Source organism: Bradyrhizobium yuanmingense, assembly GCF_029167105.1.
Lineage (GTDB): Bacteria > Pseudomonadota > Alphaproteobacteria > Rhizobiales > Xanthobacteraceae > Bradyrhizobium > Bradyrhizobium yuanmingense_A.
In genome coordinates this window covers 62,401-86,103 of sequence record NZ_JARFML010000024.1, presented here as the reverse complement: position 1 = coordinate 86,103, position 23,703 = coordinate 62,401, and the positions used below count along the sequence as shown (strand labels likewise).

Genomic DNA, 23,703 nt, shown 5'->3' with positions numbered 1-23,703 from the left:
TCGACATGAATTACGGCATCGCGTTCACACCGCTTGTTCCCGCCATCGTGCTGTGGCTCGCACTCGCCGCGATCGTCATTGTCGCGCTCGTGCTGCTGGTGGCGCGCGCGCGCGGCGCCGCGGTGCGCGTGGCCGCGCTGGCGCTGTTCCTGCTCGCGCTCGCCAATCCCTCCTTCACCCGCGAGGACCGCGATCCCCTCACCTCGGTCGCCGCTGTTGTCGTCGACAAGAGCCCGAGCCAGAACTTCGGCAACCGCAATCGCGAAGCTGCGCAAGCGCAGGAGGCGCTGGTCGACAGCCTGAAGAAGATCAAGGGCCTCGAGGTCCGTGTCGTCGAAGCCGGACAGGCCGACGGCGAAACCGACGGCACCAAGCTGTTCGGCGCGCTGGCCTCGGCCTTGGCGGACGTCCCGGTCGACCGCGTCGCCGGCGCGTTCCTGATCACCGACGGCCGCGTCCACGACATACCGGCGAACGCCGCCGCGCTCGGCTTCCAGGCGCCGGTGCACGCGCTGGTCACGGGCCAGAAGGACGAGCGCGACCGCCGCATCGCGATCACCGCCGCGCCGCGCTTCGGTATCGTCGGGCAGAGCCAGACCATCTCCTACCGCCTCGACGACCAGGGTGTCACCGGCGAGCGCGCCAGGGTCACGGTCCGCCGCGACGGCGAGGTCATCAACGAGCGCACGCTCTCCAGCGGCCAGGCCGCGAGCGTCGACGTCGACATCAAGCATGCCGGGCCGAACATCGTCGAGATCGAGGCCTCGCCGCTCGAACGCGAATTGACGCCGGTGAACAATCGCGCCGTCGTCGCCATCGATGGCGTGCGCGACAAGCTGCGCGTGCTGCTGGTCTCGGGCGAGCCGCATTCGGGCGAGCGCACCTGGCGCAATCTGCTCAAGTCCGACGCCAGCGTCGACCTCGTGCATTTCACCATTCTGCGCCCGCCGGAGAAGCAGGACGGCACGCCGATCAACGAATTGTCGCTGATCGCGTTTCCGACCCGCGAGCTGTTCCAGCAGAAGATCAACGAATTCCAGCTGATCATCTTCGACCGCTATGCCCGCCAGGGCGTGCTGCCGATCCCCTATTTCGAGAACATGGCGCGTTACGTGCGCGCAGGCGGCGCTGTGCTGGTCTCGGCCGGTCCCGACTATGCCTCGAACAGCAGCATCTGGCGCACGCCGCTCGATTCGGTGCTGCCGGCCGAGCCCGTCGGCGTCACCGAGAAGCCGTTCTATGCGCATCTGTCCGACATCGGCAAACGTCATCCCGTCACGCGCGGGCTGGAAGGCTCCGCCAGCGAGCCGCCGCGCTGGAGCCGGTTCTTCCGCACCGTCGACACCCGCAATGCGGTCAACCCGCCGGTCATGACCGGCGTCGACGGCAAGCCGCTGCTGTTCCTGTCGCGCTTCGGCGAGGGCCGCGTCGCGCTCCTGCTGTCCGACCACATCTGGCTGTGGGCGCGCGGCTATGAGGGCGGCGGTCCGCATCTCGACCTGCTGCGGCGGATGTCGCACTGGCTGATGAAGCAGCCTGATCTCGACGAGGAGGCGTTGCGCCTCCAGGTGCAGGGCAAGGACCTCGTCGTGGTGCGTCAGACCATGGCGGACAGCGTCCAGCCCGTCAGCGTGACCTCGCCGTCGGGTGTATCGCAGGATCTGACGCTGAGCGCCGGCGATCCCGGCGAGTGGCGCGCCAGCCTGCCGGCGAGCGAGCTCGGCCTGTGGCAGGCCACCGACGGCACGCTGAAGGCGCTGATCAATGTCGGCCCGACCAATCCGAAGGAATTTTCGGAAGTGACCTCCACGGTCGATACGTTGAAGCCGCTGACACAGGCGACAGGCGGCGATGCCGTGCGCGTGGCCTCTGGCTCGAGCGTCGAGCTGCCGCGCATCCTGCCGGTGCGCTCGGTCGGCATGTTCCACGGCGACGGCTGGATGGGCGTGCGGATGCGCGATGCCAGCGTGGTCAAGGGCGTCGGTGTGCTGCCGATCTTCGCCGGCGTGATCGGCCTGCTGCTGCTGCTCGGCGCCTTCGCGGCGACCTGGGTGCGCGAGGGGCGGTAGTTGCCTGAACGACACATCGGCTGGGCGGCGAGTGTGCGCCGATCCCGCCTGCCGTTGACATCGGTGAACCGATCGGGCGATGTTACACTATAACATCGCGGCGTCCTGGGATTGACGCCCGGTGTGGGGGTGGCGTTTTCCAGATGAAGTGGTTCCGGTCGAATATCAGGCACGGCGCCCGGCTCGCATTGTTCGCGATGCTGGTGCAGTTTGCGCTGACGTTCGGCCACAGCCATTGGTTCGCGCAGGCCGCGCCCCTTGCTCAATCCTCAGTCCAGCAGACCGACACCAAGGACGGCATCGACGGCGTTGCCGCGAGCGACCGCGCCGCGGTGCAGAAGCAATCGCCCGGCAGCCCTGACCGCGAGCATTCGGGCGAGGACAATTGCGCCATCTGCGCCATCATTGCGATGGCGGGCGCGATCGTGTCGGCGACGCCGCCCGTGCTGCTGCTACCGCAGGCGATCGAGCTGCTCCGGCGCAGCCTCGACGCCGAGTTTGCTCATCTGACATCCACCGGCACGGCGTTCCAGCCGCGCGCCCCTCCTGCGTCCTGACTCCAACGCTTGATCACGCCCAGCCTCGCCGCGCATCGGCAAGTGCCTGGGAGAAGTTGAAGTCGAATTCCGTCGCGTCGCGACGGCAGGCCGCCTCCGATCAGCACAGCATCGTCCGGACGGCGCCTTGAGTGGAACCAGGACCATGTCATTTCAATTGCGACGCGCGCAGCGCCTTGGCGGAGCAAGCCTGCTCCTGCTCGGCGCCGCCGCTACATCCGCGTTCGCCCAGGACTCGGCGCAACAGACGGCACAGGACAAATCGTCGACCGAGCTCCCCGCCATCACCGTAACGGCGCCGAGCCCGATCGTACGCAGAGCGGTGGTGCCGACCCGCAACGCAGGCCGCGGCACGCGGACCGCGCGGGTGCGCAGCCGCGAGCAGGCGGCTGAAGCGGCACCGGCAGCTCCCGTGCCCGCCGCGCCTCAGCAAGGCGTGCTGCCTGTAGTGACCGATCAATTCGCGACTGTCACCGTGGTGCCGAACGAGGAGATTCGGCGCAACGGCGGCGGCACGCTCGGCGATCTCCTGTTCTCCAAGCCCGGCATCACCGGCTCTGAATACGCACCCGGCGCATCCAGCCGCCCGATCATTCGCGGGCTCGACACCAACCGGGTCGGCATTGTCGAGAACGGAACGGGCAGCAACGGCGCGTCCGATCTCGGCGAGGATCACTTCGTGCCGATTGATCCGCTGGCAGCCACCCAGGTCGAGGTCATCCGCGGACCGGCGACGCTGCGCTACGGCTCCACCGCGATCGGCGGCGTGGTCAGCGCAACCAACAATCGAATTCCGGATGCCTTGCCGTCCTGCACGGCGCCCTTTCCGACTTACGGACTCCCGACCAAGGCGCCGCTGGCAAACGTGGGATCGCCGGGCTGCATCACCGCGGAAACACGGACGGCGGTGACTTCGGTCGATCGCGGGACCGAAGGTGCCGTGCTGCTCGATGCCGGCGGCGGCAACTTTGCCTTCCACGCCGATGCCTTTGGCCGCAAGGCCGGCGACTACAACATCCCGAGCTATCCGTTCCTGACGGACCCGACGCTGCCGTTCAACGGACGCCAGCCGAATTCGGCATCGCAGGCCTACGGCGGATCTGTCGGCGGCTCCTACATCTTCGACGGCGGCTACGTGGGCGCGGCGATCACGCAGCACAACGCGCTCTACCACATTCCCGGTATCGAGGGCAGCGAGTTCCTGACGCGGATCGACGGACGACAAACCAAATTCACGACAAAAGGCGAATACCGGCCGGACGCGGCGGCGATCGATGCGATCCGGTTCTGGGCCAGCGCCACCGACTATAAGCACGATGAGGTCGGGCTCGCCGACTCTGCCGACCTCGGCTCCCTCGGCGTGAGACAGACCTTCACCAACAAGGAACAGGAAGGCCGCGTCGAGGTGCAGCTTGCGCCGTTCGACGTCCGCTTTGCCGCGCTGACCACCGCCGTGGGCGTTCAGGCGTCGCACCAGAAGCTGACTGCGCCGAGTCCGGACGATCCAGGCAGCCCGATCAACGGACTGTTCGATCCGAACAAGAACACAAAGGTCGCCGGGTACATCTTCAACGAGTTCAAGTTCACCGAAGCTACCAAGGCTCAGATCGCCGGACGCGTCGAGAGTGCAAGGTTGAGCGGCACGGCGCCAGCCTTCGTCCCCGATGTGTTCGACCTCGCCGTCGATCCGGCCGCGATCGGCCCCGCAACGGCGGTCAATCGCAACTTCACGCCGGTGAGCGGGAGCATCGGCCTGATCCACAGCCTTCCCTGGGATCTGGTCGCCAGCATCACCGGCCAATATGTCGAGCGTGCGCCGAAACCGGCGGAATTGTTCTCGCGCGGCGGCCACGATGCCACCACCACGTTCGACATAGGCAATCCCAATCTCGGCATCGAGACCGCCAAGTCGGTCGAGGCGGGACTGCGACGGGCGGTAGGGCCGCTTCGCTTCGAAATCACCGGCTACTACACCAAGTTCAACGGCTTCATTTACCGGCGCCTGACCGGCAACACGTGTGAGGACGGCGTTTGCCAGCTTGGCGCTGGCCTCGAACTGAATCAGGCGGTCTATTCGCAGCGCGACGCGACATTTCGTGGCGGCGAATTCCAGTTCCAGTACGACGTGATACCGGTCTGGAACGGGATCTGGGGCATCGAGGGTCAATACGACATCGTGCGTGCGACCTTCGACGACGGCACCAACGTGCCACGCATTCCGCCCCAGCGGCTGGGCGGTGGTGTGTACTATCGCGACGCCAACTGGTTTGCGCGGATCAACCTGCTGCACGCGTTCGCGCAAAACGACATCGCACCGATCGCGGAGACGCCGACGCCCGGCTACAACCTGCTAAGGGCCGAGGTCAGCTACAAAACGCAGCTCGATCAACGTTGGTTCGGCGCGCGCGAGATGCATGTTGGGCTCGTCGGCAACAACCTGCTGAACGAAAACATCCGCAACGCCGTCTCCTTCAACAAGGACCAGGTGCTGTTGCCCGGCATCGGCGTCAGGGCGTTCGCGAACTTCAAGTTCTGAGCGCTGATCAGGCCATGAGTTATGCGGGAGGGGCTATCCCTCCCGCGTGAGCGGAATACAGAACTTCGATCATGCTCTAGTTGGCAACGTAGTGCGCGTGGCGAAGGCGCTTGTTGATGGCCGTCGGCCGGCGGCTTTCCAGCAATCAACGCGCCAAGCCGATCGTTGCCTCAGGAGTCGGACCAGAGATCCTCGCGATGTCGGCGCGAACATGGATTCTGTATTGCCAAACTAAGCAGCAAAACATGACCGAAAAGTGAGATTATCGTTCCAATTGCATATCGGCGAAGCACAATTCTACTAAACGTTTCAGATTTGTGACCGAAGCGCACAATTTTCAAGCAACGCGACGCTGCATTCACCGCGCGTGTTGATTGCGAGTGTTCCGCTATTTGTCACCCGGTCGGGTGACGCTGCGTTGCTTCGCAGTCGTTAGCATCAGAAGCACCGAGCCCGATATTTGGCTCGACGTCGTGAATTGGTTCACACGCATTGTACTGCCGCGCGGATAGGGTCATCGGAGATCGATACCCGCGATTGCCACCAAAGTCTTGCTGTCGGAGGTTTTCATGCCGCCTGTCGATCCAAAGGCAGCTTCCGCTTTATCCATCGTCAGAGCATTTCCAGCAATTCCGACGGTCTGCCTGGGAATCTTCGCCGTCGCGCTTGCCATCTCGTCGAGTGCGACGAAAGCAGCTTGCTGGGTCGTGCTGCTGTCCGCGCTGGTTTCGAGTATCGCAGGCTTCGCATTCTCGCCGATCGCCGGCGCCTTCCTCTTCCACAGCTTGAGCGAGCCGATCACGATCGTCCGCATTCTCCTGGTCGCTTCGATCGCCCAGCAAGTCTACTGCGTCTGGCGCTTGCGTGAATCGATCGAGATGCGTCGGTGCGCTCCCTACCTCTTCGGCAGCATCTTGACGTTACCCATCGGCCTTCATCTCCTCTGCAACACTTCGGCGTCCACCTTGCTACCGATGTTGGGAGCTCTGTTGATCATCTATGGCGCCTTCACGGCGCTGAAGCCGACTCTGCGGTCCGGGAAGGATCCCTTGTGGGGACGCATCACGGTTGGCGCGCTGGGAGGCATTACCGGAGGCCTTGCAGCATTTCCTGCCGCTTTCGTTTCGATGTGGTGCCATGTCCAAGGTTTCGACAAGCACCGCGCCCGCGCAATCATCCAGCCCTTCATCCTGGTCAACCAGCTCCTGTCGCTGTCGTTGCTGATGGTCTTGCGGCCGTCGGAGGTGATGCCGCTCGGCCTGCTCTTTTATGCAGCCCCCGCCGTACTCGGCGCCTATGTTGGGCTGATGATCTTCAACCGCGTCGATACCGCTACGTTCAACCGCATCGTGGGGCTGCTGCTGATGGCTGCGGGGATCGGTTTTGTCAGGCCCCTCTGAAACGTCGGAGTATGCCATGCAGAAATTCCCACAGGATCTCCCCCAGCCAGACCGCCCCGTGGTGCGGAAATGGCGGCTTGCGGTCGTCAGTTTCTACGGATCGCTGCTGGCTGTCATGCTGGCGCTGGCGCTGACGACCGGTCGTGACGTTCAAATTGCGGGTACGAACGTGCCTCCCGCATCTCCGAGGAAGTAGAAGGGCCTGTCAGGTGCATCCTGGATCGTAACGATGGAACGCATCCTCGATTTGATATACGAGGCCGCTGGCCAACAAGACCTCTGGCCTGCCGTTCTCACCGCCATCGCCGATCTCACAGGAAGTGAAGGCGGGGTATTGTATGGACAATCGCTCGCGGCCGAGCAGGTCTACTTCGATTTCAACGGCCGCTTGAACCAGCAATGCAATCAGGTCTACCAGGAACGCCATATGCAGAATGCCTGGTCGGAGGCGATGGAGGACAAGCCAATCGGGCAAGTGGTCCTGTCGGACGAGGTGGTGCCGCTGCGCGAGCTCGAGAAATCGGGCTTCTACGACGAGGTCCTCAGGCCGCAAGGCATCGGGCACAACGCGATGATTGCGCTGGCAGCGAAGGACGACTTCCGTGTGGCCTTCAACATCTGCCGCAGCAGGCGCCGCGGAGAATTCGACGCAGCCGGCCGTAAGCACATCGAAATGCTGGCTCCCCATCTGCGGAGATCCGTCACATTGGGATTTCGTCTGACCGGGTATCACGCATTGAGGAGAGCCGCGTTCGACGTGATCGATCAACTAGCGGACGGCGTCGTCGTCATGGGTCCCAGGGCACATGTCGTCTTTGCGAACCAGACGGCCTGTTCGCTGGAAGCGGAAGGGACGCTCAAGCTCAAGCCTTCGATGGCGACCTGGTCAGCCCTGCATTCGAGACGCCTCGCAAACCTTGTCCGGTCGACATTGGCCGGCGGAGCCGGCGGAACGATGAGTGTTCCAGCGGTGGAGGGGACGCGGCTTCTGACTATTGTCGTCGTGGGACTGCGCAGCGAAGAAGTCGGGATGCTCGGCGGGGCCTTCATCCGCAACGCGGCCTGCGCCGCCTTCGTGATCGATCCCTCGCAAAGACGAACGGCGAGCTCGCAGCAATTGACGGACGCATATGGCTTGACCAGGGCGGAAGCACGCGTGGCAGTTGCAGCGTCCTCCGGCCGGACGACATCCGAAGCAGCCGTCATGCTGGGGCTGTCCGCCAATACCGTCAAAACGCATCTCAGGCGAGTCTTTGCCAAAACCGACACGAGAGGTCAGGCTGAGCTTGCTGCACTTCTCGCGACAATAGGTGTCGTCAGATCCCCCGGGGAGGCCTCGTAGGCAGGATCGCGCGGAGCGAGACCCGGGACTTGTCCGCCTGGCCTTGGATTGCGCTTCCGCCGTCGCCTTAGCGACGGCGGACGCTCCATCCGGGCGTGGAGCCGCCGCTGCAGCTACCCCCGCGCCTTGCTCCAGTCGGGGCCGACCACGCCCGACACGCCCTCGAAGGCGCCGTCGACGAGCTCGAACACCAGGATGCGCGCGGCATCGACCGGGCCGGGCATGGTGATGCGGCCCTTGGCGACCTGCTTGAAGCCGACCCGGCCGTAATAGGGCTCGTCGCCGACCAGCAGCACCAGACGGTGACCTTTCGCCTTGGCGTCCTTCAGTGCGCGCTCCATCAACTGACGGCCGATGCCGCGATCGCGGAACGGCGGCTCGACGGTGAGCGGCCCGAGCAGCAGCGCCGGCGTTTCGCCGATCAGAATCGGCAATTGCCTGACGGAGCCGACCAGGAGCGTGCCGATACGGGCCGTGAAGGACAGTGCGAGCAGATGGTCGACGTGCTCGCGGATGCGGTAGGCGCTCAGCACGAAGCGTCCGGGGCCGAAGGTGCGTTCGTGCAGCCGCTCGATCGCCTGGGCGTCGCCGGCGGCTTCGGGAAGAATGGTCAGTGAGAGATCGTTCATGTCAATTCGCGGAGTAGCACTTGCGCCTGCGAAGGTCCATGGGCGGCGTCGGTGCCCCGTTTCACCTCCCGGCGGGCGAACTGCAGGCCTGGCTCAACCCGCGTCCCGTTTCGACGCCGGCTGGGACAGATAGGCCAGCATCTTCATCTCCCGCCGCCCTCGCGTCACCGTATCGAGCACGAGTCCTGATGACACCGACAGCAGGGCCATGATCATCAGGCCCATCGACAGCACGGCGGTGGGTAGGCGCGGCACGAGGCCGGTTTCGATGAAGGTGATCACGATCGGAATCGCGAAGATGATCGACGCCAGCGCCAGCAGGATTCCGATCACCGTGAAGAAGCGCAACGGCCGCTCGCTGCGATAGAGCTTCAGCATGGTGCCGAGGATGCGAAAACCGTCGCGCCAGGTGTTGAGCTTGGAGAACGAGCCTTCGGGGCGCGCGTAATAGGGTGTCTCGACCTCGGCGACCGGCAGCGACAATTCCAGCGCATAGACCGCGAGCTCGGTCTCGATCTCGAAACCGTCGGAGAGGACAGGAAAGGACTTGACGAAGCGGCGCGAGAACACCCGGTAGCCGGACAGGATGTCCTTGAAAGCGTGGCCGAAGGTGTCGGACAGGAAGCCGGTCAGCATGCGGTTGCCGGTGCGGTGGCCGAGCCGGTAGGCGGCCTGGACCTGATCGACGCGAAGCCCGACCACCATGTCGAGATGCTCGTCGAGCAGCTTGTCGATCATGATGGGTGCGCTCGGCGCATCGTAGGTGGCATCGCCATCGACCAGCACATAGACGTCGGCCTCGACGTCAGCGAACATGCGGCGCACGACGTGGCCCTTGCCCTGCCGGCGCTCGCTGCGCACGATCGCACCGGCTTCGCGCGCGACCGCGGCGGTCCGGTCGCGCGAACTGTTGTCGTAGACGTAGATCTCCGCCGCGGGCAGCGCCTTGCGGAAATCGGCAACGACGGTCGCGACCGCGGCCTCCTCGTTGTAGCAGGGCACCAGCACCGCGATACGAAGTTGCGTTGAGCTCATCAGGACGGCACTCCGAGGCTTGTCGGCTCGCGCCCGAGCGGCGTGGCCTGCCGTGCGCGTCGAGCGGTTACTAGCACAGGCCGCCCTCAGCGCCACGTCGCAATCACGGGCCTGCCGTCGAGCACTTCGGCGATCCGCAACCGCGTGCCGGGCGTGGTGCCCTCGGGCAATGCGGCATTGTCGAAGAACCCGCATTCGACGATCTCGCGGTTGGGCTCAGGGACGCGGTCCTGCCTGAACCGCCTGACCACGTAGACCGCGACGTGGTCGCGGCGGGAGACGTGGCTGTTGAGGAAGACCCCGTGCAGGATCGCCTCGCCAGTCAGATCGATGTCGCCCTCCTCCTTGAGCTCGCGCCGCAGCGCCTCTTCCATGGTCTCGCCGAAGTCGACGCCGCCGCCGGGCAAATACCAGCCGCTGACGTAGCTGTGCCTGACCAGGAACACGCGATTGTCGGCGTCCAGCACCACGGCGCGGACGCCGAGCGTCATGCCGCGGACGAGCAGGAAATAGACGTGGAAGATCCGCCGCAGCAGCGGCTCGGCTTTCCGTCGGGCTCGGTTCAGACGTTCCCCCATCAGGCTCCTCGACGCGCCCCGTTTTAGGCCCTGCTTGCGCGGCGCGCGCGACCTTGCCATTACAGCGGAGCAATAGCGAGGCATTCGCGCGCCATGACTCCGTTGACGCTGACTCCCTTCACGCTCGCCCACCTGTCCGATCCGCATCTGGCGCCTTTGCCGAAGCCGCGGCTGATCGAGCTCGCGGGCAAGCGCGCGCTCGGCTATGTCAACTGGACGCGCAATCGCCACAAGTACCAGCGCCGCGAGGTTCTCGACGCGCTCGTCGCCGACATGAAGGCGCAGGCGCCCGACCACATCGCAGTGACGGGCGATCTCGTCAACCTGGCGCTGGAGGCGGAGTTCGCACCGGCGCTGGCCTGGCTCGAAAGCGTCGGCCCGCCCGACCGCGTGACCGCGATTCCCGGCAATCACGACGCCTATGTCAGCGCGACGCGCCATCGCTTCGGCGAGACGTTCCTGCACTACATCGCCGCGGACACACCCGGCGGAGCAGCCTTCCCAGCGGTGCGCCGGCGCGGGCCGCTGGCGCTGATCAGCCTGTCCACGGCGGTGCCGACCCTGCCGCTGATGGCGACCGGCACGCTCGGGCGCGATCAGCTCGCCGCGCTTGCGGAGGTGCTCGAGCGACTCGCCGCGGAAGACGTCTTCCGCGTGCTGCTGGTGCATCATCCGCTGAAATCCAGCGCGCGGGCGAAGCGGATGACGGACGCGCCGGAATTGCTGGGACTGTTGAAACGCCACGGCGTCGAGCTGGTCCTGCACGGGCACGACCACATTCATTCGACGATGTGGTTCGAGGGTCCCAACGGCAACATTCCCGCGCTCGGCGTGCCGTCGGCCTCCGCGCTGGCGCACGGACGTTATCCAGCGGCGGCGTATAATCTGTTCACGATCGAGAAGGACAATGCCGGCTGGCGTTGCGAGCAGACGGTGCGAAGCCTCGGGGCTGGATTTCAGATCGGGCAGATCAAGCATGTGCGGTTGATTTAGTGGCAGTGTCATTCCGGGGCGCGCAGCAGCGCGAACCCGGAATCCATTCACCCGCATGCGCTGTTGCTCGATGGATTCCGGGTTCATGCTTCGCATGCCCCGGAATGACGGCCGAGAGAAATCTACCAGCTCCGCAAGACCGCAAGCACTGCCACCCCGAACAACGCAGCAGCGCCGAGCACGAAGCCGAACACGAACGGCCACAGGCGCGAGCGGCGCGGCGGCGCGGCGGACGGGGCCTGCGGCTCGGGCGCGACCACCATCGCGCGTTCACGCTCGACCATGCGGCGCGCGACATAGTCGGTGACGGCCTCGACGATCACGGCGGTGTCGTGCGATTCGGCGAGCACGATGCGGCCGAAGCGGGTGTCCTGGACGAAGCGGTACATCCGCTTGTCACGCCCCATCACGATGTGGGCGACGACGTCGATCCACAGCCGCGGCGTATCGCCCTGGCTGATGCCGCGGTCGAACAGGTCGATCCGATCAGGCACCTGCGCGAACAGGGGATCGAGCGCATCGTTGAGGATCTCGAGCCGCGCCACCTCGGCGTCGCGCAAATCGACGACGACGCCGGTGCGGTCGGCCGCCTCGATCCGCGCGCGCAGCAGCGCATCGCGCAGCCGCACCGGGCGCGGCTGGCCGGGATCGGTCCCGCTGGTCTCGGGCTCTGACATTGTCGGCCTCGTCCTCGACTTATTCCATTAACCTATCAGCAACCAAACCCTCCGCAAAGGCCTACAATTCCAGAGACTTACGGCGCCCACAGCCGTTTCACCTGTGCCAAAAGCAGACGATCCCACCCAGGCTAGGCCTGGATGGGACCATCCGTCCTTGGACGTCTTCTTGTTTCAGCTCGGCAGCGGCCGATCAGGCTGCCGGGGCGCGTTGCGGCTCTTCCACGATCGAGAAGCGGACGCCGGCCTTGTGACGGCTCTCTTCCGACACCTCGCGCCAGCAGTCCTCGGCTTCCTTGCGGGTCTTGAACGGACCTTTGACCTGGGCCGAGCCTTCCACGAGCTTGTGGAAGTTCATCGAACCGAACTCGCCGCCGATCACCCAGAAATTGCTGCCTTTGGTCATTGTCAGTCTCCTGTTGAGGTGCGTGACCGGCCTGGACTCCAACCTGGCTTCCAGACCGGTCCGATCCGCCGTTAGCCGAACTGGTTCATCGTGTTGTGGACGCCGCCCGCCTTCAGCGCAGCTTCGCCTGCGAAGTATTCCTTGTGGTCGTCGCCGATGTCGGAGCCGGCCATGTTCTGGTGCTTCACGCAGGCGATGCCCTGACGGATCTCGGCGCGCTGGACGTTCTTGACGTAGCCCAGCATGCCCTGCTCGCCAAAATACTCGCGGGCGAGATTGTCGGTCGAGAGCGCGGCCGTGTGGTAGGTCGGCAGCGTGATCAGGTGGTGGAAGATGCCGGCGCGCTTGGCCGAATCCGCCTGGAAGGTGCGGATGCGCTCGTCGGCTTCCTTCGCCAGCGGCGTGTCGTCGTACTCCGCCTTCATCAGCTCGGCACGGTTGTACTTGCTGACGTCCTGGCCCGCTTCCTTCATCGCGTCGTAGACCTGCCAACGGAAGTTGAGGGTCCAGTTGAACGACGGCGAGTTGTTGTAGGCGAGCTTGGCGTTCGGCACCACCTTGCGGATGCGGTCGACCATGCTGGCGATCTGCTCGATATGCGGCTTCTCGGTCTCGATCCAGAGCAGGTCGGCGCCGTTCTGCAGCGAGGTGATGCAATCGAGAACGCAGCGGTCTGCACCGGTGCCGGGGCGGAACTGGTAGAGGTTCGAGGGCAGCCGCTTCGGACGCATCATCTTGCCGTTGCGGTTGATGATGACGTCGCCGTTCTTGGCGTTCTCCGCGGTGATTTCCTCGCAATCGAGGAAGCTGTTGTACTGGTCGCCGATGTCGCCGGGCTTGTGGCTGACGGCGATCTGCTGCGTCAGGCCGGCGCCGAGCGAGTCGGTGCGGGTCACGACGATGCCGTCTTCGACGCCGAGCTCGAGGAAGGCGTGGCGGCAGGCGCGGATCTTCGCCAGGAAGACGTCATGCGGCACCGTGACCTTGCCGTCCTGGTGGCCGCACTGCTTCTCGTCGGAGACCTGGTTCTCGATCTGCAGCGCGCAGGCGCCCGCCTCGATCATCTTCTTGGCGAGCAGATAGGTCGCCTCCGCGTTGCCGAAGCCGGCATCGATGTCGGCGATGACGGGGACGACATGGGTCTGGAAGTTGTCGATCTTCTCGATCAGCTCCTTCTCACGGGTCTTGTCGCCTTCCTTGCGCGCCTTGTCGAGCAGGCGGAAGATGTCGTTGAGCTCGCGCGAATCGGCCTGACGCAGGAAGGTGTAGAGCTCCTCGATCAGCGCCGGCACCGCGGTCTTCTCGTGCATGGACTGGTCGGGCAGCGGACCGAACTCGGAGCGCAGCGCCGCGATCATCCAGCCGGAGAGATAGAGGTAGGTGCGGTCGGTCTTGCCGCCGAAGTGCTTCTTGACCGAGATCAGCTTCTGCTGGGCGATGAAGCCGTGCCAGCAGCCCAGCGACTGGGTGTACTTGGTGGGATCCTTGTCATAGGCGGCCATGTCGGCGCGCATCACGGCCGCGGTGTAGCGGGCGATGTCGAGGCCGGTCTTGAAGCGGTTCTGCAGGCGCATGCGCGCGACGGCCTCGGCCGACACGCCGTTCCAGGTCGGCTGGGTCTCGAGGAGCGCCTGAGCCGCCTTGACCTCGTCCTGATACGAGGACGGACCCTGGAGGGTGTTGATACCGCGGGGCTGGTAATTCATGTGCCTGATCCTTTCGCGACGATGGCGGTCGAGCCATCGACATTCTTGACAATGCATTGCGAGATGCGTGTCAGGAGCTAAACGCGAAAAGGCAAAGTTCGTACAGATGGCTTGTTTTTTATTGGTGATGTCATGTAACATATGAACGTGTAATAGATGTCACTTTGTAAAATTTGTAAATAATAGGTCAATGCTTCTGACCTTGATCGAGTCTGGAGATCTGAGACATGCCCGCCGATTCCGGCAAGAAACTCTTCGTCGGCCCGCGCTTCCGGCGGATCCGGCAGCAATTGGGGCTGTCGCAGACCCAGATCGCCGAGGGACTCGGGATCTCGCCGAGCTACGTCAACCTGATCGAGCGCAACCAGCGCCCGGTCACGGCGCAGATCCTGCTGCGGCTCGCCGAGACCTATGACCTCGACCTGCGCGACCTCGCCACCGCGGACGAGGACCGCTTCTTCGCCGAGCTGAACGAGATCTTCTCCGATCCCCTGTTCCGGCAGATCGACGTGCCCAAGCAGGAGCTACGCGACCTCGCCGAGCTCTGCCCCGGCGTCACCCATGCGCTGCAGCGGCTCTACGCGGCCTATACCGAGGCGCGTCAGGGCGAGACGCTGGCCGCGGCGCAGATGGCCGACCGCGACGTCGGCACGCGCTTTGAAGCCAATCCGGTCGAGCGCGTGCGCGAGCTGATCGAGGCCAACCGCAACTATTTTCCGGAGCTGGAGCAGGCGGCGGAAAATCTGCGCGACGAGCTGAACGAGCCCGCCGAAGGGCTGTATGCCGCGCTGATCGCGCGCTTGCGCGAGAAGCACTCGATCCAGACCCGCATCATGCCGGTCGACGTGATGCGCGAGACGCTCCGCCGATTCGACCGCCACCGCCGGCAGCTGCTGATCTCGGAGCTGGTCGATCCGCCCGGCCGCGCATTCCAGCTCGCCTTCCAGCTGGGCTTAGCGGAATGCGCGCAGGCGCTGGAGACCATCATCGGCCGTGCCGGCCCGCTGGACGATGCGCCGCGGCGGCTGTTCCGGATCACGCTCGGCAATTACTTCGCGGCCGCCGTGATGATGCCCTACCCGGCGTTCCTCGCGGCCGCCGAAGCGCTGAACTACGACATCCACGTGCTGGCACAGCGCTTCAATTCCGGCTTCGAGCAGGTCTGCCACCGCCTCACCACGCTGCAGCGACCGAATGCGCGCGGCATTCCGTTCTTCCTCTTGCGCGTCGACAATGCCGGCAACGTCTCCAAGCGTTTCTCCTCCGGCACCTTCCCGTTCTCGAAATTCGGCGGCACGTGTCCGCTCTGGAACGTGCATTCGACCTTCGACACGCCGGATCGTCTGCTCAAGCAGGTGATCGAGCTGCCCGACGGCACGCGCTATTTCTCGATCGCGCAGATGGTGCGCCGTCCCGTGGCGCCGCATCCGCTGCCGCAGCCGCGCTTTGCCATCGGCCTCGGCTGCGAGATCCGCCACGCCGCCCGCCTGACCTACGCCACCGGCATGGACCTGGAGAAGGCCGAGGGCACCCCGATCGGCGTCAACTGTCGCCTCTGCGAACGCGAGAACTGCGCCCAGCGCGCCGAGCCGCCGATCACGCGCACGTTGATTTTGGATGAGACGACGCGGCGGGTGTCCAGCTTTGCGTTCTCGAATGCAAGGGAGTTGTGAGGGAGCGGCTGCGCGTTTGGCAGAAGGAACACGCTACACCCACCGCTGTCATGCCCCGCGAAAGCGGGGCATCCAGTACGCCGCGGCCCATCGGCTCAATCACTGCTGCCGCGGAGTACTGGATCGCCCGCCTTCGCGGGCGACGACAGTTGAATGTGTGGCGATAGCGACCCGCCCAACTACGCCAGCGTATGCACGATCACCGGTCCCGCCACGGCGCGGGCGTCGCCGGCGAGCAGCGGGCCGAGATCCTTCTCGATCCAGGCGATGGCGCGCCTGTTCGCTTCCTCGGCCTGCTCGAACTTGTCGAAGATCGAGATCGCGGTGACGGTGTCGTCGCCGGCATAGACGACGTAATAGGCGCGGAAACCCTCGACGTCGCTGATGATGGGAACGGCGCCGTCCTTGATGCGGCGCGTCAGCTCTTCCGCGCTCCCGCTTTTCGCCTTGGCCTGACGGATGGCGGCATACATGGCATCCTCCCCTTCCTGCTATGATGTGAGGGCCTCGAGCCCGGGCGGGATGTTACGCCGAAGCGCGCAGCCGATCCACGCTTGGTTAACCCGACCCTAATCCGCCCGCGCGATCTGCAACCAACGGTTAAGCACGCCTCAACATCAGTGCCTTAGTCTCGCCGCACTCACTTTTCGCAAACAAGGGCGGCCTAATCTGCCGGGCGAAGTGACATCAGGGGGTTCACCATGCGCATTGCGTTGCTGCTGACCGCGACCATTGTCGGCGCGCTGTTCGCCAGTCCAACCATCGCCGGGTCGCTCGATGCCGGCGCGGCGCAGCCGCTGCCGCCGGGCTTCCAGAGCTATCGCGGCTACATGTTCGACATCTCCGAGAATCGCGACCGCAAGGATGTCGACAAGCTCACCGAGAACCTGAAGAGCCAGATCGACGTCGTCGAAAGCGTCGGCCTGTCTCCGCGCGTGCTGCGCTTCTTCCACACCGTTCCGATCGTCGCGAGCGAGCTCGCCTGCCTCGACGAAGGCGCCGCCACCGCCTGCTACGGCCGGGTCACGCCGGACATGCAGCGCACCGCGCCCCGGACCCTGACGGTCTGGGACCCCGCCAAGCAGCGCTGGACCAATCCCAATGCCGTCGACCTCGCGGTCGATTCGGGCCTCGGCGTGATCATGCTGCGGCCGGACATGATGCGCTACGAGAAGGAGGCCGTGCTGCTGCACGAGCTGCTGCACGCCTATCACGCGCGGCTGCTGCCGGACGGCTACGCCAACAAGGGCGTGATCACCTACTACGCCCTCGCCAAGTCCAAGGACCTCTTGCCCAAGGAATCCTATGCGATGAAGAATCCCATGGAATTCTTTGCGGTGACTGCCAGCATCTTCCTGGCCGGAAAAAGCGAATTCCACGACCCGAAGTCGCGCGAGGCGCTCAAGGAGAAGATGCCGGACTATTACAAATACCTGGTCGGCGTGTTCGGCTTCGACCCCGAGCCGGCAGCCTCGAACGGCCCGGTCGCCTCGCTCAAGTGAGTGGACGGCGCCAAGCCAAGCCAAAGAGCCGCGCGAACAGCGCGGCTTTTTTGTTGCGCACTCGGTAAGCTGCGGATGACGCACAGCCGGGAATTGCCAAGGCGGGGTCCGATCTGCATAGTCCCGCCCGCATCGATACCGTTTTCGAAGGGGATGAGAGACCATGGCGGAAGCCGACCTGGATGTCGTGATCCGGCAACTGGCCAGACAGCTGCATGCGGGGCTGATGACCCGCGCCAAGGAGCGGCGGGATCGCTTCAACAGCCTTGCGGCCAAGGCCAAGGGCAAGGAGACCGGCGATCGCTTCAAGATGATGGCCAAGGCCACCATGGAGCAGGCCAATGCGGCCGCCAAGCGCCTGCAGATGTCCGCCGACAACGTCGCCGACAGCTACGCGCGATCGATGCGCCTGGCCGCCAGCACGCCTGTTACGGTGAAGGCGGAGAAGGCAAAGGACGAGAAGCCGGCGAAGAAGGCCGCAAAGAAAGCCAAAGTGAAAAAGAAGACGTAGCCGTTGCTCCTCCCTGATCGCCGCCGCAGGTTGGCGATCAGGGAGGCTCGACGACCTGTCTACCTTGTCATCTCCGGCGTGATCGGATCGCCGCGTTGCGCGTTTGCGGCACGCTCCCGCGCGCCCTCCGCAATCGGGCCGGCCGCGACCTCGACGATGCCAGCCCTAGGATGCGCTGCGCCAACACAGTCGAGCGACATTCCTCACATGTATTGCCTCACACTTTGGAGAAAGCGCTCTTTCTCGCCGGGCGCGTAACCTTGGGATGCCCCATAATAGGGTTCATTGAACTGATTATAGGGTGCAGCCCGGTAGTGGATCGGCGGCCTTGGTGGCGCGTAGGTCTGGCGATGCTGACGCCGAGCGTTTCCTTTCGCCGCAGGACCGGCGTAGTAGGGATTGAGGACGCACATCTGGCCGTTTGCCGACGCCCTGCATTGGTCCATCGTCGTGAAGCTGCATCGGTAGTATGGGGTCATTCCGCGAGAAACGACATTCAAGCAAACGGGATAAGCCGGGTCGTATTTTTGGGCCCGAGCCTGCCCCGCTGTCAGGGCGATAGTCACGGTCAGAATCGTCAAAGCCCATTTGCACATTGGAAGCTCCTCCAGGGGCGCACGACATGGATGCACTCTGGCCCCGGACAGTCTTGATCCAACTCAATACTAGTTGAATTGGTTCATACGCGCAGCAGGCAGCCGCGACAGTCTCGCTTTCCGCATCTCTCACCGGTCTCGCCACTATGCGGCAAGCCACCTGTCCTAAAGATGTGAGAAGTGCCGTCGCGAATGCCGCGCCAGATCCTCATCTTCGCGGCGCGGCCACCAGTGTCGGCTCGGCGCTGGCGAGTTCCGCGAGCTTGGCGCGGGCGACCTCTCGCGCGTGACCGTCCTTGCCGGCGGGCAGCGCCAGCGCGGCCTCGAAATCGGCGCGGGCGTCGTCCGTCTGGCCGCGGGCGAGGAACGCAAGGCCGCGGTCGAGACGGGCCTGCGCATCGGAGGGGTCGAGGCGGACCGCCGTGCTGTAGCTCAGGATGGCGCGGTCGAGATCGCCCATTGCGGCGAGCGCGAGACCGCGCTGGTGATAAGGTGCCGCGCGCTTGGGATCGTGCGCGATCGCCTCGTCGTAATCCGCAACGGCAAGCTCGAGGTCGCCGTTCTGCCGGCGCGCCAGCGCCCGGTCGCGATAGAGCGAAGCGCGGTTGGGATTGAGGTGGATGGCCTCGTCGAAATCGGCGATCGCCCGCTTGAAGTCGCCGTGACGCAGCGCGATCCGTCCACGTCCCGCATAGGCGAAGGCGATCAGCGAGCCGCGCAGCGGCGAGAAGCCGATCACGGCCGAGCAGATGTCGGGATCATCCTCGTCGCCGCAATTGACGACCATGTGCGTGGACAAGCCGACGAGCACGCAAAGGACGATCAGCAATGGTACGGCAATTCTGGTCATCTTCGACGGTGGCCGGCAGCGCGCCAGCCACCCATCCCCTTTCGAAGGAATGGTCACGCCGAGGAGTTAACACTGGTCGCGGCCCCCCCTGTGTGCGCCAGATCACAAAGCCAGACGCAATCCTTGCCGGCTCCGTCAGCCCCAGGGACTACGACGTGAGGAGGAGCGGCCCCACGGCCCGCGCGGTGGATAGTTCTCGTTGGCGCCGACCGACGGCGCCGCGCGCGCGCCGAGCTCGGCCGCCAGTTGCTGGAGCGCGGCGACGCGGTTCTGCGTCGAGGGGTGGGTGGCGAACAGGTTGTCCACCCCGTGGCCCGACAGCGGATTGATGATGAACATGTGCGCGGTCGCAGGGTTTCGCTCGGCCTCGTAGTTCGGGACCTGGTGCGCGGCGCCCTCAATCTTCACCAGCGCAGAGGCCAGCCACATAGGTTGTCCCACGATGCGCGCACCGAGATTGTCGGCGGCATATTCGCGGGTCCGGCTGATCGCCATCTGCACCAGCATGGCACCGAGCGGAGCGAGGATCATCAACAGGATCGAGCCGATGATGCCCGGACCGCTGTTGTTGTCGCGATTGCCGCCGAAGAACATGCCGAACTGCGCCAGCATCGAGATCGCACCGGCAATGGTCGCGGTGATCGTCATCAGCAGCGTGTCGTGATGCTTGATGTGCGCGAGCTCGTGCGCAATCACGCCGGCGAGCTCCTCGCGGCTGAGCTGGTTCATCAGACCGGTGGTGACGGCGACCGCGGCGTTTTCCGGATTGCGGCCGGTGGCGAACGCGTTGGGCTGGATCTCATCCATCACGAACACGCGCGGCATCGGCAGGCCGGCACGGCCCGCAAGCTCGGCGACGAGGCCGACCAGCTCCGGCGCGGTCGAACGATCGACCTCATGGGCGCCGTACATCGACAGCACCATGCGGTCGGAGTTCCAGTAGGTGAAGAGGTTGGTTGCGGCGGCAATGACGAGCGCGATCATGGCGCCCGAGGCGCCTCCGATCAGATAGCCGACGCCCATGAACAGGGCGGTCAGGCCAGCGAGCAGCATTGCGGTACGAAAATAGTTCATGGCCGTCTCTCCTGGCCGGCCGCGGGCAAGCCTCCGGCCGGCATCTTCGAGGTATGAATGCACGAGACGACCGCAAGGTTCGTGCGTCGCCGGGCCGCAGATACGTCGCCGCACCTGCAACCTTTCCCGCCTCGCTAAAGCTTGACCGGGATTTGCGCAAAAACACTCGCGGAGGGTTAGCAACCTGGAAAGTGCACGTTGGGCTTAATCCCGCTAACCGGCACGCTGCACGGTCCTTGCGCATTGACCGGTTCTGTTGACCTTCCGTCAGCAAGGTGACCGCCATGGCAGACCGCTCGCGCGCCGTTTCCGCCGACCAACCATCCGCCCCCTCCCCTCAGGACGCAAAGACCGACGCGAAGGGCTTGCAGGAGACGCTTCACGAGCAGCTGTTCGCCAATGACGAGCCCCGCCACGCGCCCGAGGTAGAGGCGGCAGCGGAATCCGGGTATCGCTGGCCGCATCTGCGGCGTGGCGCCAAGATCGCGATCGGACTTGCGATCATCGCCGTGTTCGGCTGGCTGCCGCTGCGCGCGATCTGGGAATATTCGAGCGTCGAGGCCGTGCTGAATTCCCGGCTCGTCACCCTGCGCACGCCGATCGGAGGCCGCGTCGCCGCCGCCCAACGCATCACCGATCAGGCCAGGCTGGAGGCGGGAACCGTGGTCCTGCGCGTCGTGAATTCGCGCGGCGACCGCACCCGGCTCGACGATCTCCGGCGGCAGAAATCGCGCCTGGAGAACGAGCGGCCGAGCCTTGCCGCCAAGCTTGCCTCGGCCCAGGCGGCGCAAAAGGACCTGGCGCGGCAGGCCGCCCAATTCCGCGACGGACGGGTGCTGCAGCTCGAAGCCCGCATTGCCGAGATCCAGACCTCGATCGAGGCGGCCGCGGCGCGGCGGGACGAGGCCAGCGCCGCCGTCGAGCGCGCTTCGTCGCTGGCGAAGTCCGGCAACGTCTCGACCGTGGAGCTGGCCCGGCTGACGCGCGAGCTTTCGGTGTCACAGCAGACCGAGCTCGGCGCGCGCAAGCGGCTGGACGCCGCCAGGGTCGAGCTTGCCGCGGCCCGGAACGGCTCCTTCCTCGGCGACAGCTACAACGACCGCCCGAGCTCGGTTCAGCGCGAGGAGGAGATGCGCCAGCGCGCCGCCGACCTCGAGGCCGATCTCGCGCGCACCGACACCGAGACCGCCTGGCTCGCCAACGAGATCATCGTCGAGGAGGTCCGCTTCGCCGATCTTTCCGAGGCCAACATCACGACACCGGTCGCCGGCCGCGTCTGGGAGATGATGACCTCGCCGGGCGAGGACGTGCAGGCCGGCCAGCCACTGCTCAAGGTGCTGGATTGCAGCAGCGCCGTCATCACGGCCAATGTCACCGAGAACGTCTACAACCGCCTGCAGCTCGGGGACCACGCCACCTTCGAGCCGAATGACGGCGGCGCGGCGATTTCCGGCACCGTGGTCAACCTGACCGGCGCCGCGGGCGCGCCCGCCAATCTCGCCATCAATCCCGACGCGCTGAGCAAGGAGCCGTATCGCGTCACCGTCGCGCTTGCCGATGCCGCCACCCACGGCTGCACGGTGGGCCGCACCGGCCGCGTCGTGTTTGGCCGGCGCGAGAGCGCATCGTGACGATGGCACTGACGCCCGGCCTGATCGCGCTCGGCGCCTTCTTGGCGATCGTGCCGCTGCTCAAGCGCGACAGCACGATGGCGCGCGCGTTCCTCGCCGTGGTGTCCCTGGTTCTCCTGCTTCGCTATCTCCATTGGCGCGTCACGTCGACGCTGCCTCCACCGCGCCTGACGGCGGACGCCGCGATCGGCTACCCCTTCATGCTGCTGGAGGCCGCCTCGCTGGTCGCGGTCGCGCTGTCACTGCTGTTCCTCAGTCGCACGCGCGACCGCACCAAGGCGGCCAGGGTCGATGGCCGCGCCACCGACCCGCAAGCGCCGCTGATCGACGTCTTCATCTGCACCTACAACGAGGAACGATCGATCCTCGAGCGCACGATCATCGGCGCGACCGGCATGAAGTACGGCAATTATCGCGTCTGGGTGCTCGACGACGGCCGGCGGCCCTGGCTGCGGCGGCTCGCCGGCGAACTGGGCTGCCATTATCTGACGCGGCCCGATAATCGCCACGCCAAGGCGGGCAACATCAATCATGCGCTTCGGCATGTCGGGACACTGCCGGAGCGGCCGCAATTCGTCGCCATCCTCGATGCGGACTTCGTGCCGCGCCCAGACTTCCTCGCCCGCACCGTATCGCTCATGACCGATGCGTCGGTCGGCGTGGTGCAGACGCCGCAGCACTTCATCAATCCCGACCCGATCCAGACCAACCTTGCCGCGACCGACGTCTGGCCCGACGAGCAACGCTTCTTCTTCGACATCCTGCTGCCGGCCAAGGACGCCTGGGGCGTCGCGTTCTGCTGCGGCACCTCGTCACTCATCCGCTATCAAGGGCTGATGCAGATCGGCGGTTTCCCGACCGACTCCGTGACGGAGGATTATCTCCTCACGCTGCGCCTGAAGGAACGCGGTTTCACCACGATCTATCTCAACGAGCGGCTGACGATCGGGCTCGCGCCCGAAGGCCTGAAGGAATACATCACCCAGCGCGCGCGCTGGTGCCTCGGCCTGATGCAGATCGTCCGCGGCCGCAGCGGACCGCTCTCGCGGGCGTCAAAGCTTGCCTTCATCGACCGGCTCTCGCTGATCGACGCCTTCATGAGCTGGGCCGCGGTCTACACATCGAGGGTGGCGGGCCTGGTGGTGCCCTGGCTGTTCCTGCTGTTCGGCATCAAGGCGGTCCGGGCCGATCTCACCGAATTATTGCGCGTCTTTCTGCCGTTCTATGTCTGGAACGGTCTCACCATGGCCTGGCTGTCGCATGGCCGCTCGCTCGCGATGATGACGGACGTCTCGCAACTCATCGCCGCACCGGCAGTGCTGAAGGCGGTTGCGGCCGGCCTGCTGAAGCCTCAGGGGCACAAATTCAAGGTCACCGCGAAAGGCGGCGACCGCGACAACAGGTTCGTCGAATGGCCGCTGCTGCGGATCTATGGCAGCGCGCTCCTGATCACGCTCGCGGCCGTCGCCTACGCCTTCATCCTCAATCTGCGCGGCGAGAGCATCGCCTATGGCGGGCTGGCGCTGGCCTGGAGCCTCTACAACGCGTTCATCCTCACCGTGGTCTGCTTCGTCTGCATCGAGCAACCGCGCAAGCGTAAGGCGGAGCGCTTTCACCGCAACGAGCCGGTGCTGCTGCGCCAGGACGGCAGGTCGCATCTGGCGCGCCTCGCCGACATCTCCATCACCGGCGCGCGGCTGATCGATCCCGATCCGCCGACACCCGGCAGCTCGATCGAGTGCCGGATCTATGGCCGCGCGATCGCCGCCATCGTGGTGCGGCGGACGGCGGATGGCTTCGCGGTGCGGTTCGAGGAAGGCATGGACACGCGTGTGCATGCGATCCGGGCGTTCTATGCCGGCGAGTATGTCCGCGCCTATCGCAGCGTCAGGGCGCTCCCGGTCGGCAAGGCGCTGCTGATGCGCCTGTTCGGCTAGC

At 65.2% G+C, this 23,703-nt stretch carries 23 protein-coding genes; 12 read left to right on the top strand and 11 right to left on the bottom strand.

Features of this window, described 5'->3' with window-relative positions:
* Positions 1-5 precede the first annotated feature (5 nt).
* The 3 genes from P0R31_RS27490 to P0R31_RS27480 all read left to right on the top strand — a co-directional run bounded on the left by P0R31_RS27490 (position 6) and on the right by P0R31_RS27480 (position 5,162).
* Complete coding sequence (locus P0R31_RS27490; protein ID WP_275517518.1) at positions 6-2,069, top strand: hypothetical protein; 2,064 nt, start codon at positions 6-8, stop codon at positions 2,067-2,069.
* Between the two features lie 143 nt (positions 2,070-2,212).
* The gene (locus P0R31_RS27485; protein ID WP_275517516.1) at positions 2,213-2,626 is read left to right on the top strand and encodes a DUF2946 domain-containing protein; all 414 of its coding nucleotides are present in this window, start codon (positions 2,213-2,215) and stop codon (positions 2,624-2,626) included.
* 145 nt (positions 2,627-2,771) lie between these two features.
* A complete protein-coding gene (locus tag P0R31_RS27480; RefSeq protein ID WP_275517515.1) occupies positions 2,772-5,162 on the top strand; it encodes a TonB-dependent receptor in 2,391 nt (796 codons plus the stop codon).
* A 514-nt stretch (positions 5,163-5,676) separates the two neighbouring features.
* Here the strand turns inward: P0R31_RS27480 and P0R31_RS27475 are convergent.
* Positions 5,677-5,976: a hypothetical protein gene (locus P0R31_RS27475; RefSeq protein WP_275517571.1), complete on the bottom strand. Its 300-nt coding sequence runs from the start codon at positions 5,974-5,976 to the stop codon at positions 5,677-5,679.
* Between P0R31_RS27475 and P0R31_RS27470 the strand changes: the two genes are divergently transcribed.
* From P0R31_RS27470 to P0R31_RS27460, 3 genes are read left to right on the top strand one after another with little or no spacing between them, the layout of a single operon-like run.
* A complete protein-coding gene (locus P0R31_RS27470) occupies positions 5,870-6,562 on the top strand; it encodes a sulfite exporter TauE/SafE family protein (protein ID WP_275517569.1) in 693 nt (230 codons plus the stop codon). The two genes, P0R31_RS27475 and P0R31_RS27470, sit on opposite strands and share 107 nt — an antisense overlap.
* A 16-nt stretch (positions 6,563-6,578) precedes the next feature.
* Entirely contained in the window at positions 6,579-6,758 is a 180-nt protein-coding gene (locus P0R31_RS27465) for a hypothetical protein (RefSeq protein ID WP_275517514.1), read from the top strand.
* 33 nt (positions 6,759-6,791) lie between these two features.
* Complete coding sequence (locus P0R31_RS27460) at positions 6,792-7,904, top strand: helix-turn-helix transcriptional regulator (protein WP_275517513.1); 1,113 nt, start codon at positions 6,792-6,794, stop codon at positions 7,902-7,904.
* 113 nt (positions 7,905-8,017) lie between these two features.
* Here the strand turns inward: P0R31_RS27460 and P0R31_RS27455 are convergent, their stop codons facing one another.
* From P0R31_RS27455 to P0R31_RS27445, 3 genes are all read right to left on the bottom strand, one after another.
* Positions 8,018-8,533, bottom strand: coding sequence for a GNAT family N-acetyltransferase (locus P0R31_RS27455; protein ID WP_275517511.1), 516 nt, complete (start codon positions 8,531-8,533; stop codon positions 8,018-8,020).
* 93 nt (positions 8,534-8,626) lie between these two features.
* Positions 8,627-9,568, bottom strand: a complete 942-nt coding sequence (locus P0R31_RS27450; RefSeq protein WP_275517510.1) for a glycosyltransferase family 2 protein — start codon at positions 9,566-9,568, stop codon at positions 8,627-8,629.
* 86 nt (positions 9,569-9,654) lie between these two features.
* Positions 9,655-10,146: an NUDIX domain-containing protein gene (locus tag P0R31_RS27445; protein WP_275517509.1), complete on the bottom strand. Its 492-nt coding sequence runs from the start codon at positions 10,144-10,146 to the stop codon at positions 9,655-9,657.
* Between the two features lie 108 nt (positions 10,147-10,254).
* Between P0R31_RS27445 and P0R31_RS27440 the strand changes: the two genes are divergently transcribed.
* On the top strand, positions 10,255-11,139 hold the full coding sequence (locus tag P0R31_RS27440; RefSeq protein ID WP_275517567.1) for a metallophosphoesterase family protein: 885 nt from the start codon (positions 10,255-10,257) through the stop codon (positions 11,137-11,139).
* Positions 11,140-11,261: 122 nt separating this feature from the next.
* Here the strand turns inward: P0R31_RS27440 and P0R31_RS27435 are convergent, their stop codons facing one another.
* The 3 genes from P0R31_RS27435 to P0R31_RS27425 all read right to left on the bottom strand — a co-directional run bounded on the left by P0R31_RS27435 (position 11,262) and on the right by P0R31_RS27425 (position 13,928).
* On the bottom strand, positions 11,262-11,816 hold the full coding sequence (locus tag P0R31_RS27435) for a hypothetical protein (RefSeq protein WP_275517508.1): 555 nt from the start codon (positions 11,814-11,816) through the stop codon (positions 11,262-11,264).
* A 193-nt stretch (positions 11,817-12,009) separates the two neighbouring features.
* Positions 12,010-12,222 carry a DUF4170 domain-containing protein gene (locus P0R31_RS27430; protein WP_024341447.1) on the bottom strand — a complete coding sequence of 71 codons (213 nt, stop codon included), beginning with the start codon at positions 12,220-12,222 and terminating at the stop codon, positions 12,010-12,012.
* A gap of 71 nt (positions 12,223-12,293) precedes the next feature.
* Entirely contained in the window at positions 12,294-13,928 is a 1,635-nt protein-coding gene (locus P0R31_RS27425; protein WP_275517506.1) for an isocitrate lyase, read from the bottom strand.
* A 227-nt stretch (positions 13,929-14,155) separates the two neighbouring features.
* Between P0R31_RS27425 and P0R31_RS27420 the strand changes: the two genes are divergently transcribed.
* Positions 14,156-15,601 (top strand): helix-turn-helix domain-containing protein, encoded by a 1,446-nt coding sequence (locus tag P0R31_RS27420; RefSeq protein ID WP_225137999.1) that lies wholly within the window; start codon positions 14,156-14,158, stop codon positions 15,599-15,601.
* Between the two features lie 179 nt (positions 15,602-15,780).
* Here the strand turns inward: P0R31_RS27420 and P0R31_RS27415 are convergent, their stop codons facing one another.
* Positions 15,781-16,074, bottom strand: coding sequence for an antibiotic biosynthesis monooxygenase (locus P0R31_RS27415; protein ID WP_275517504.1), 294 nt, complete (start codon positions 16,072-16,074; stop codon positions 15,781-15,783).
* A gap of 228 nt (positions 16,075-16,302) precedes the next feature.
* On the opposite strand from P0R31_RS27415, the gene P0R31_RS27410 reads away from it, so the two are divergent.
* A complete protein-coding gene (locus P0R31_RS27410) occupies positions 16,303-17,103 on the top strand; it encodes a hypothetical protein (RefSeq protein WP_275517503.1) in 801 nt (266 codons plus the stop codon).
* A gap of 163 nt (positions 17,104-17,266) precedes the next feature.
* A complete protein-coding gene (locus P0R31_RS27405) occupies positions 17,267-17,614 on the top strand; it encodes a hypothetical protein (protein WP_275517502.1) in 348 nt (115 codons plus the stop codon).
* 203 nt (positions 17,615-17,817) lie between these two features.
* On the opposite strand, the gene P0R31_RS40895 is transcribed toward P0R31_RS27405, so the two are convergent.
* From P0R31_RS40895 to htpX, 3 genes are all read right to left on the bottom strand, one after another.
* A complete protein-coding gene (locus P0R31_RS40895) occupies positions 17,818-18,210 on the bottom strand; it encodes a DUF3551 domain-containing protein (protein WP_343299340.1) in 393 nt (130 codons plus the stop codon).
* 208 nt (positions 18,211-18,418) lie between these two features.
* Positions 18,419-19,060: a tetratricopeptide repeat protein gene (locus P0R31_RS27395; RefSeq protein ID WP_275517500.1), complete on the bottom strand. Its 642-nt coding sequence runs from the start codon at positions 19,058-19,060 to the stop codon at positions 18,419-18,421.
* A 135-nt stretch (positions 19,061-19,195) separates the two neighbouring features.
* Complete coding sequence (htpX, locus tag P0R31_RS27390) at positions 19,196-20,134, bottom strand: zinc metalloprotease HtpX (protein WP_036037078.1); 939 nt, start codon at positions 20,132-20,134, stop codon at positions 19,196-19,198.
* Positions 20,135-20,418: 284 nt separating this feature from the next.
* On the opposite strand from htpX, the gene P0R31_RS27385 reads away from it, so the two are divergent.
* Together P0R31_RS27385 and P0R31_RS27380 are read left to right on the top strand one after the other, a co-directional pair.
* Positions 20,419-21,765 carry an HlyD family secretion protein gene (locus P0R31_RS27385; RefSeq protein WP_275517499.1) on the top strand — a complete coding sequence of 449 codons (1,347 nt, stop codon included), beginning with the start codon at positions 20,419-20,421 and terminating at the stop codon, positions 21,763-21,765.
* Entirely contained in the window at positions 21,762-23,702 is a 1,941-nt protein-coding gene (locus tag P0R31_RS27380; RefSeq protein ID WP_275517498.1) for a glycosyltransferase, read from the top strand. The genes P0R31_RS27385 and P0R31_RS27380 overlap by 4 nt, the downstream gene beginning before the upstream one ends.
* The last annotated feature ends 1 nt before the right edge of the window (position 23,703 follow it).

What these genes read in the sequence shown, in the direction of transcription:
- P0R31_RS27410 (WP_275517503.1), top strand. Translation starts at nt 16,303, where the DNA reads ATGCGCATTGCGTTGCTGCTGACCGCGACCATTGTCGGCGCGCTGTTC.
- P0R31_RS27385 (WP_275517499.1), top strand. Translation starts at nt 20,419, where the DNA reads ATGGCAGACCGCTCGCGCGCCGTTTCCGCCGACCAACCATCCGCCCCC.
- P0R31_RS27475 (WP_275517571.1), bottom strand. Translation starts at nt 5,976, where the DNA reads ATGCGGACGATCGTGATCGGCTCGCTCAAGCTGTGGAAGAGGAAGGCG.
- P0R31_RS27420 (WP_225137999.1), top strand. Translation starts at nt 14,156, where the DNA reads ATGCCCGCCGATTCCGGCAAGAAACTCTTCGTCGGCCCGCGCTTCCGG.
- P0R31_RS27425 (WP_275517506.1), bottom strand. Translation starts at nt 13,928, where the DNA reads ATGAATTACCAGCCCCGCGGTATCAACACCCTCCAGGGTCCGTCCTCG.
- P0R31_RS27430 (WP_024341447.1), bottom strand. Translation starts at nt 12,222, where the DNA reads ATGACCAAAGGCAGCAATTTCTGGGTGATCGGCGGCGAGTTCGGTTCG.
- P0R31_RS27415 (WP_275517504.1), bottom strand. Translation starts at nt 16,074, where the DNA reads ATGTATGCCGCCATCCGTCAGGCCAAGGCGAAAAGCGGGAGCGCGGAA.
- P0R31_RS40895 (WP_343299340.1), bottom strand. Translation starts at nt 18,210, where the DNA reads ATGTGCAAATGGGCTTTGACGATTCTGACCGTGACTATCGCCCTGACA.
- P0R31_RS27485 (WP_275517516.1), top strand. Translation starts at nt 2,213, where the DNA reads ATGAAGTGGTTCCGGTCGAATATCAGGCACGGCGCCCGGCTCGCATTG.
- P0R31_RS27405 (WP_275517502.1), top strand. Translation starts at nt 17,267, where the DNA reads ATGGCGGAAGCCGACCTGGATGTCGTGATCCGGCAACTGGCCAGACAG.
- P0R31_RS27465 (WP_275517514.1), top strand. Translation starts at nt 6,579, where the DNA reads ATGCAGAAATTCCCACAGGATCTCCCCCAGCCAGACCGCCCCGTGGTG.
- P0R31_RS27450 (WP_275517510.1), bottom strand. Translation starts at nt 9,568, where the DNA reads ATGAGCTCAACGCAACTTCGTATCGCGGTGCTGGTGCCCTGCTACAAC.
- P0R31_RS27395 (WP_275517500.1), bottom strand. Translation starts at nt 19,060, where the DNA reads ATGACCAGAATTGCCGTACCATTGCTGATCGTCCTTTGCGTGCTCGTC.
- P0R31_RS27435 (WP_275517508.1), bottom strand. Translation starts at nt 11,816, where the DNA reads ATGTCAGAGCCCGAGACCAGCGGGACCGATCCCGGCCAGCCGCGCCCG.
- P0R31_RS27480 (WP_275517515.1), top strand. Translation starts at nt 2,772, where the DNA reads ATGTCATTTCAATTGCGACGCGCGCAGCGCCTTGGCGGAGCAAGCCTG.
- P0R31_RS27455 (WP_275517511.1), bottom strand. Translation starts at nt 8,533, where the DNA reads ATGAACGATCTCTCACTGACCATTCTTCCCGAAGCCGCCGGCGACGCC.
- P0R31_RS27490 (WP_275517518.1), top strand. Translation starts at nt 6, where the DNA reads ATGAATTACGGCATCGCGTTCACACCGCTTGTTCCCGCCATCGTGCTG.
- P0R31_RS27445 (WP_275517509.1), bottom strand. Translation starts at nt 10,146, where the DNA reads ATGGGGGAACGTCTGAACCGAGCCCGACGGAAAGCCGAGCCGCTGCTG.
- P0R31_RS27460 (WP_275517513.1), top strand. Translation starts at nt 6,792, where the DNA reads ATGGAACGCATCCTCGATTTGATATACGAGGCCGCTGGCCAACAAGAC.
- htpX (WP_036037078.1), bottom strand. Translation starts at nt 20,134, where the DNA reads ATGAACTATTTTCGTACCGCAATGCTGCTCGCTGGCCTGACCGCCCTG.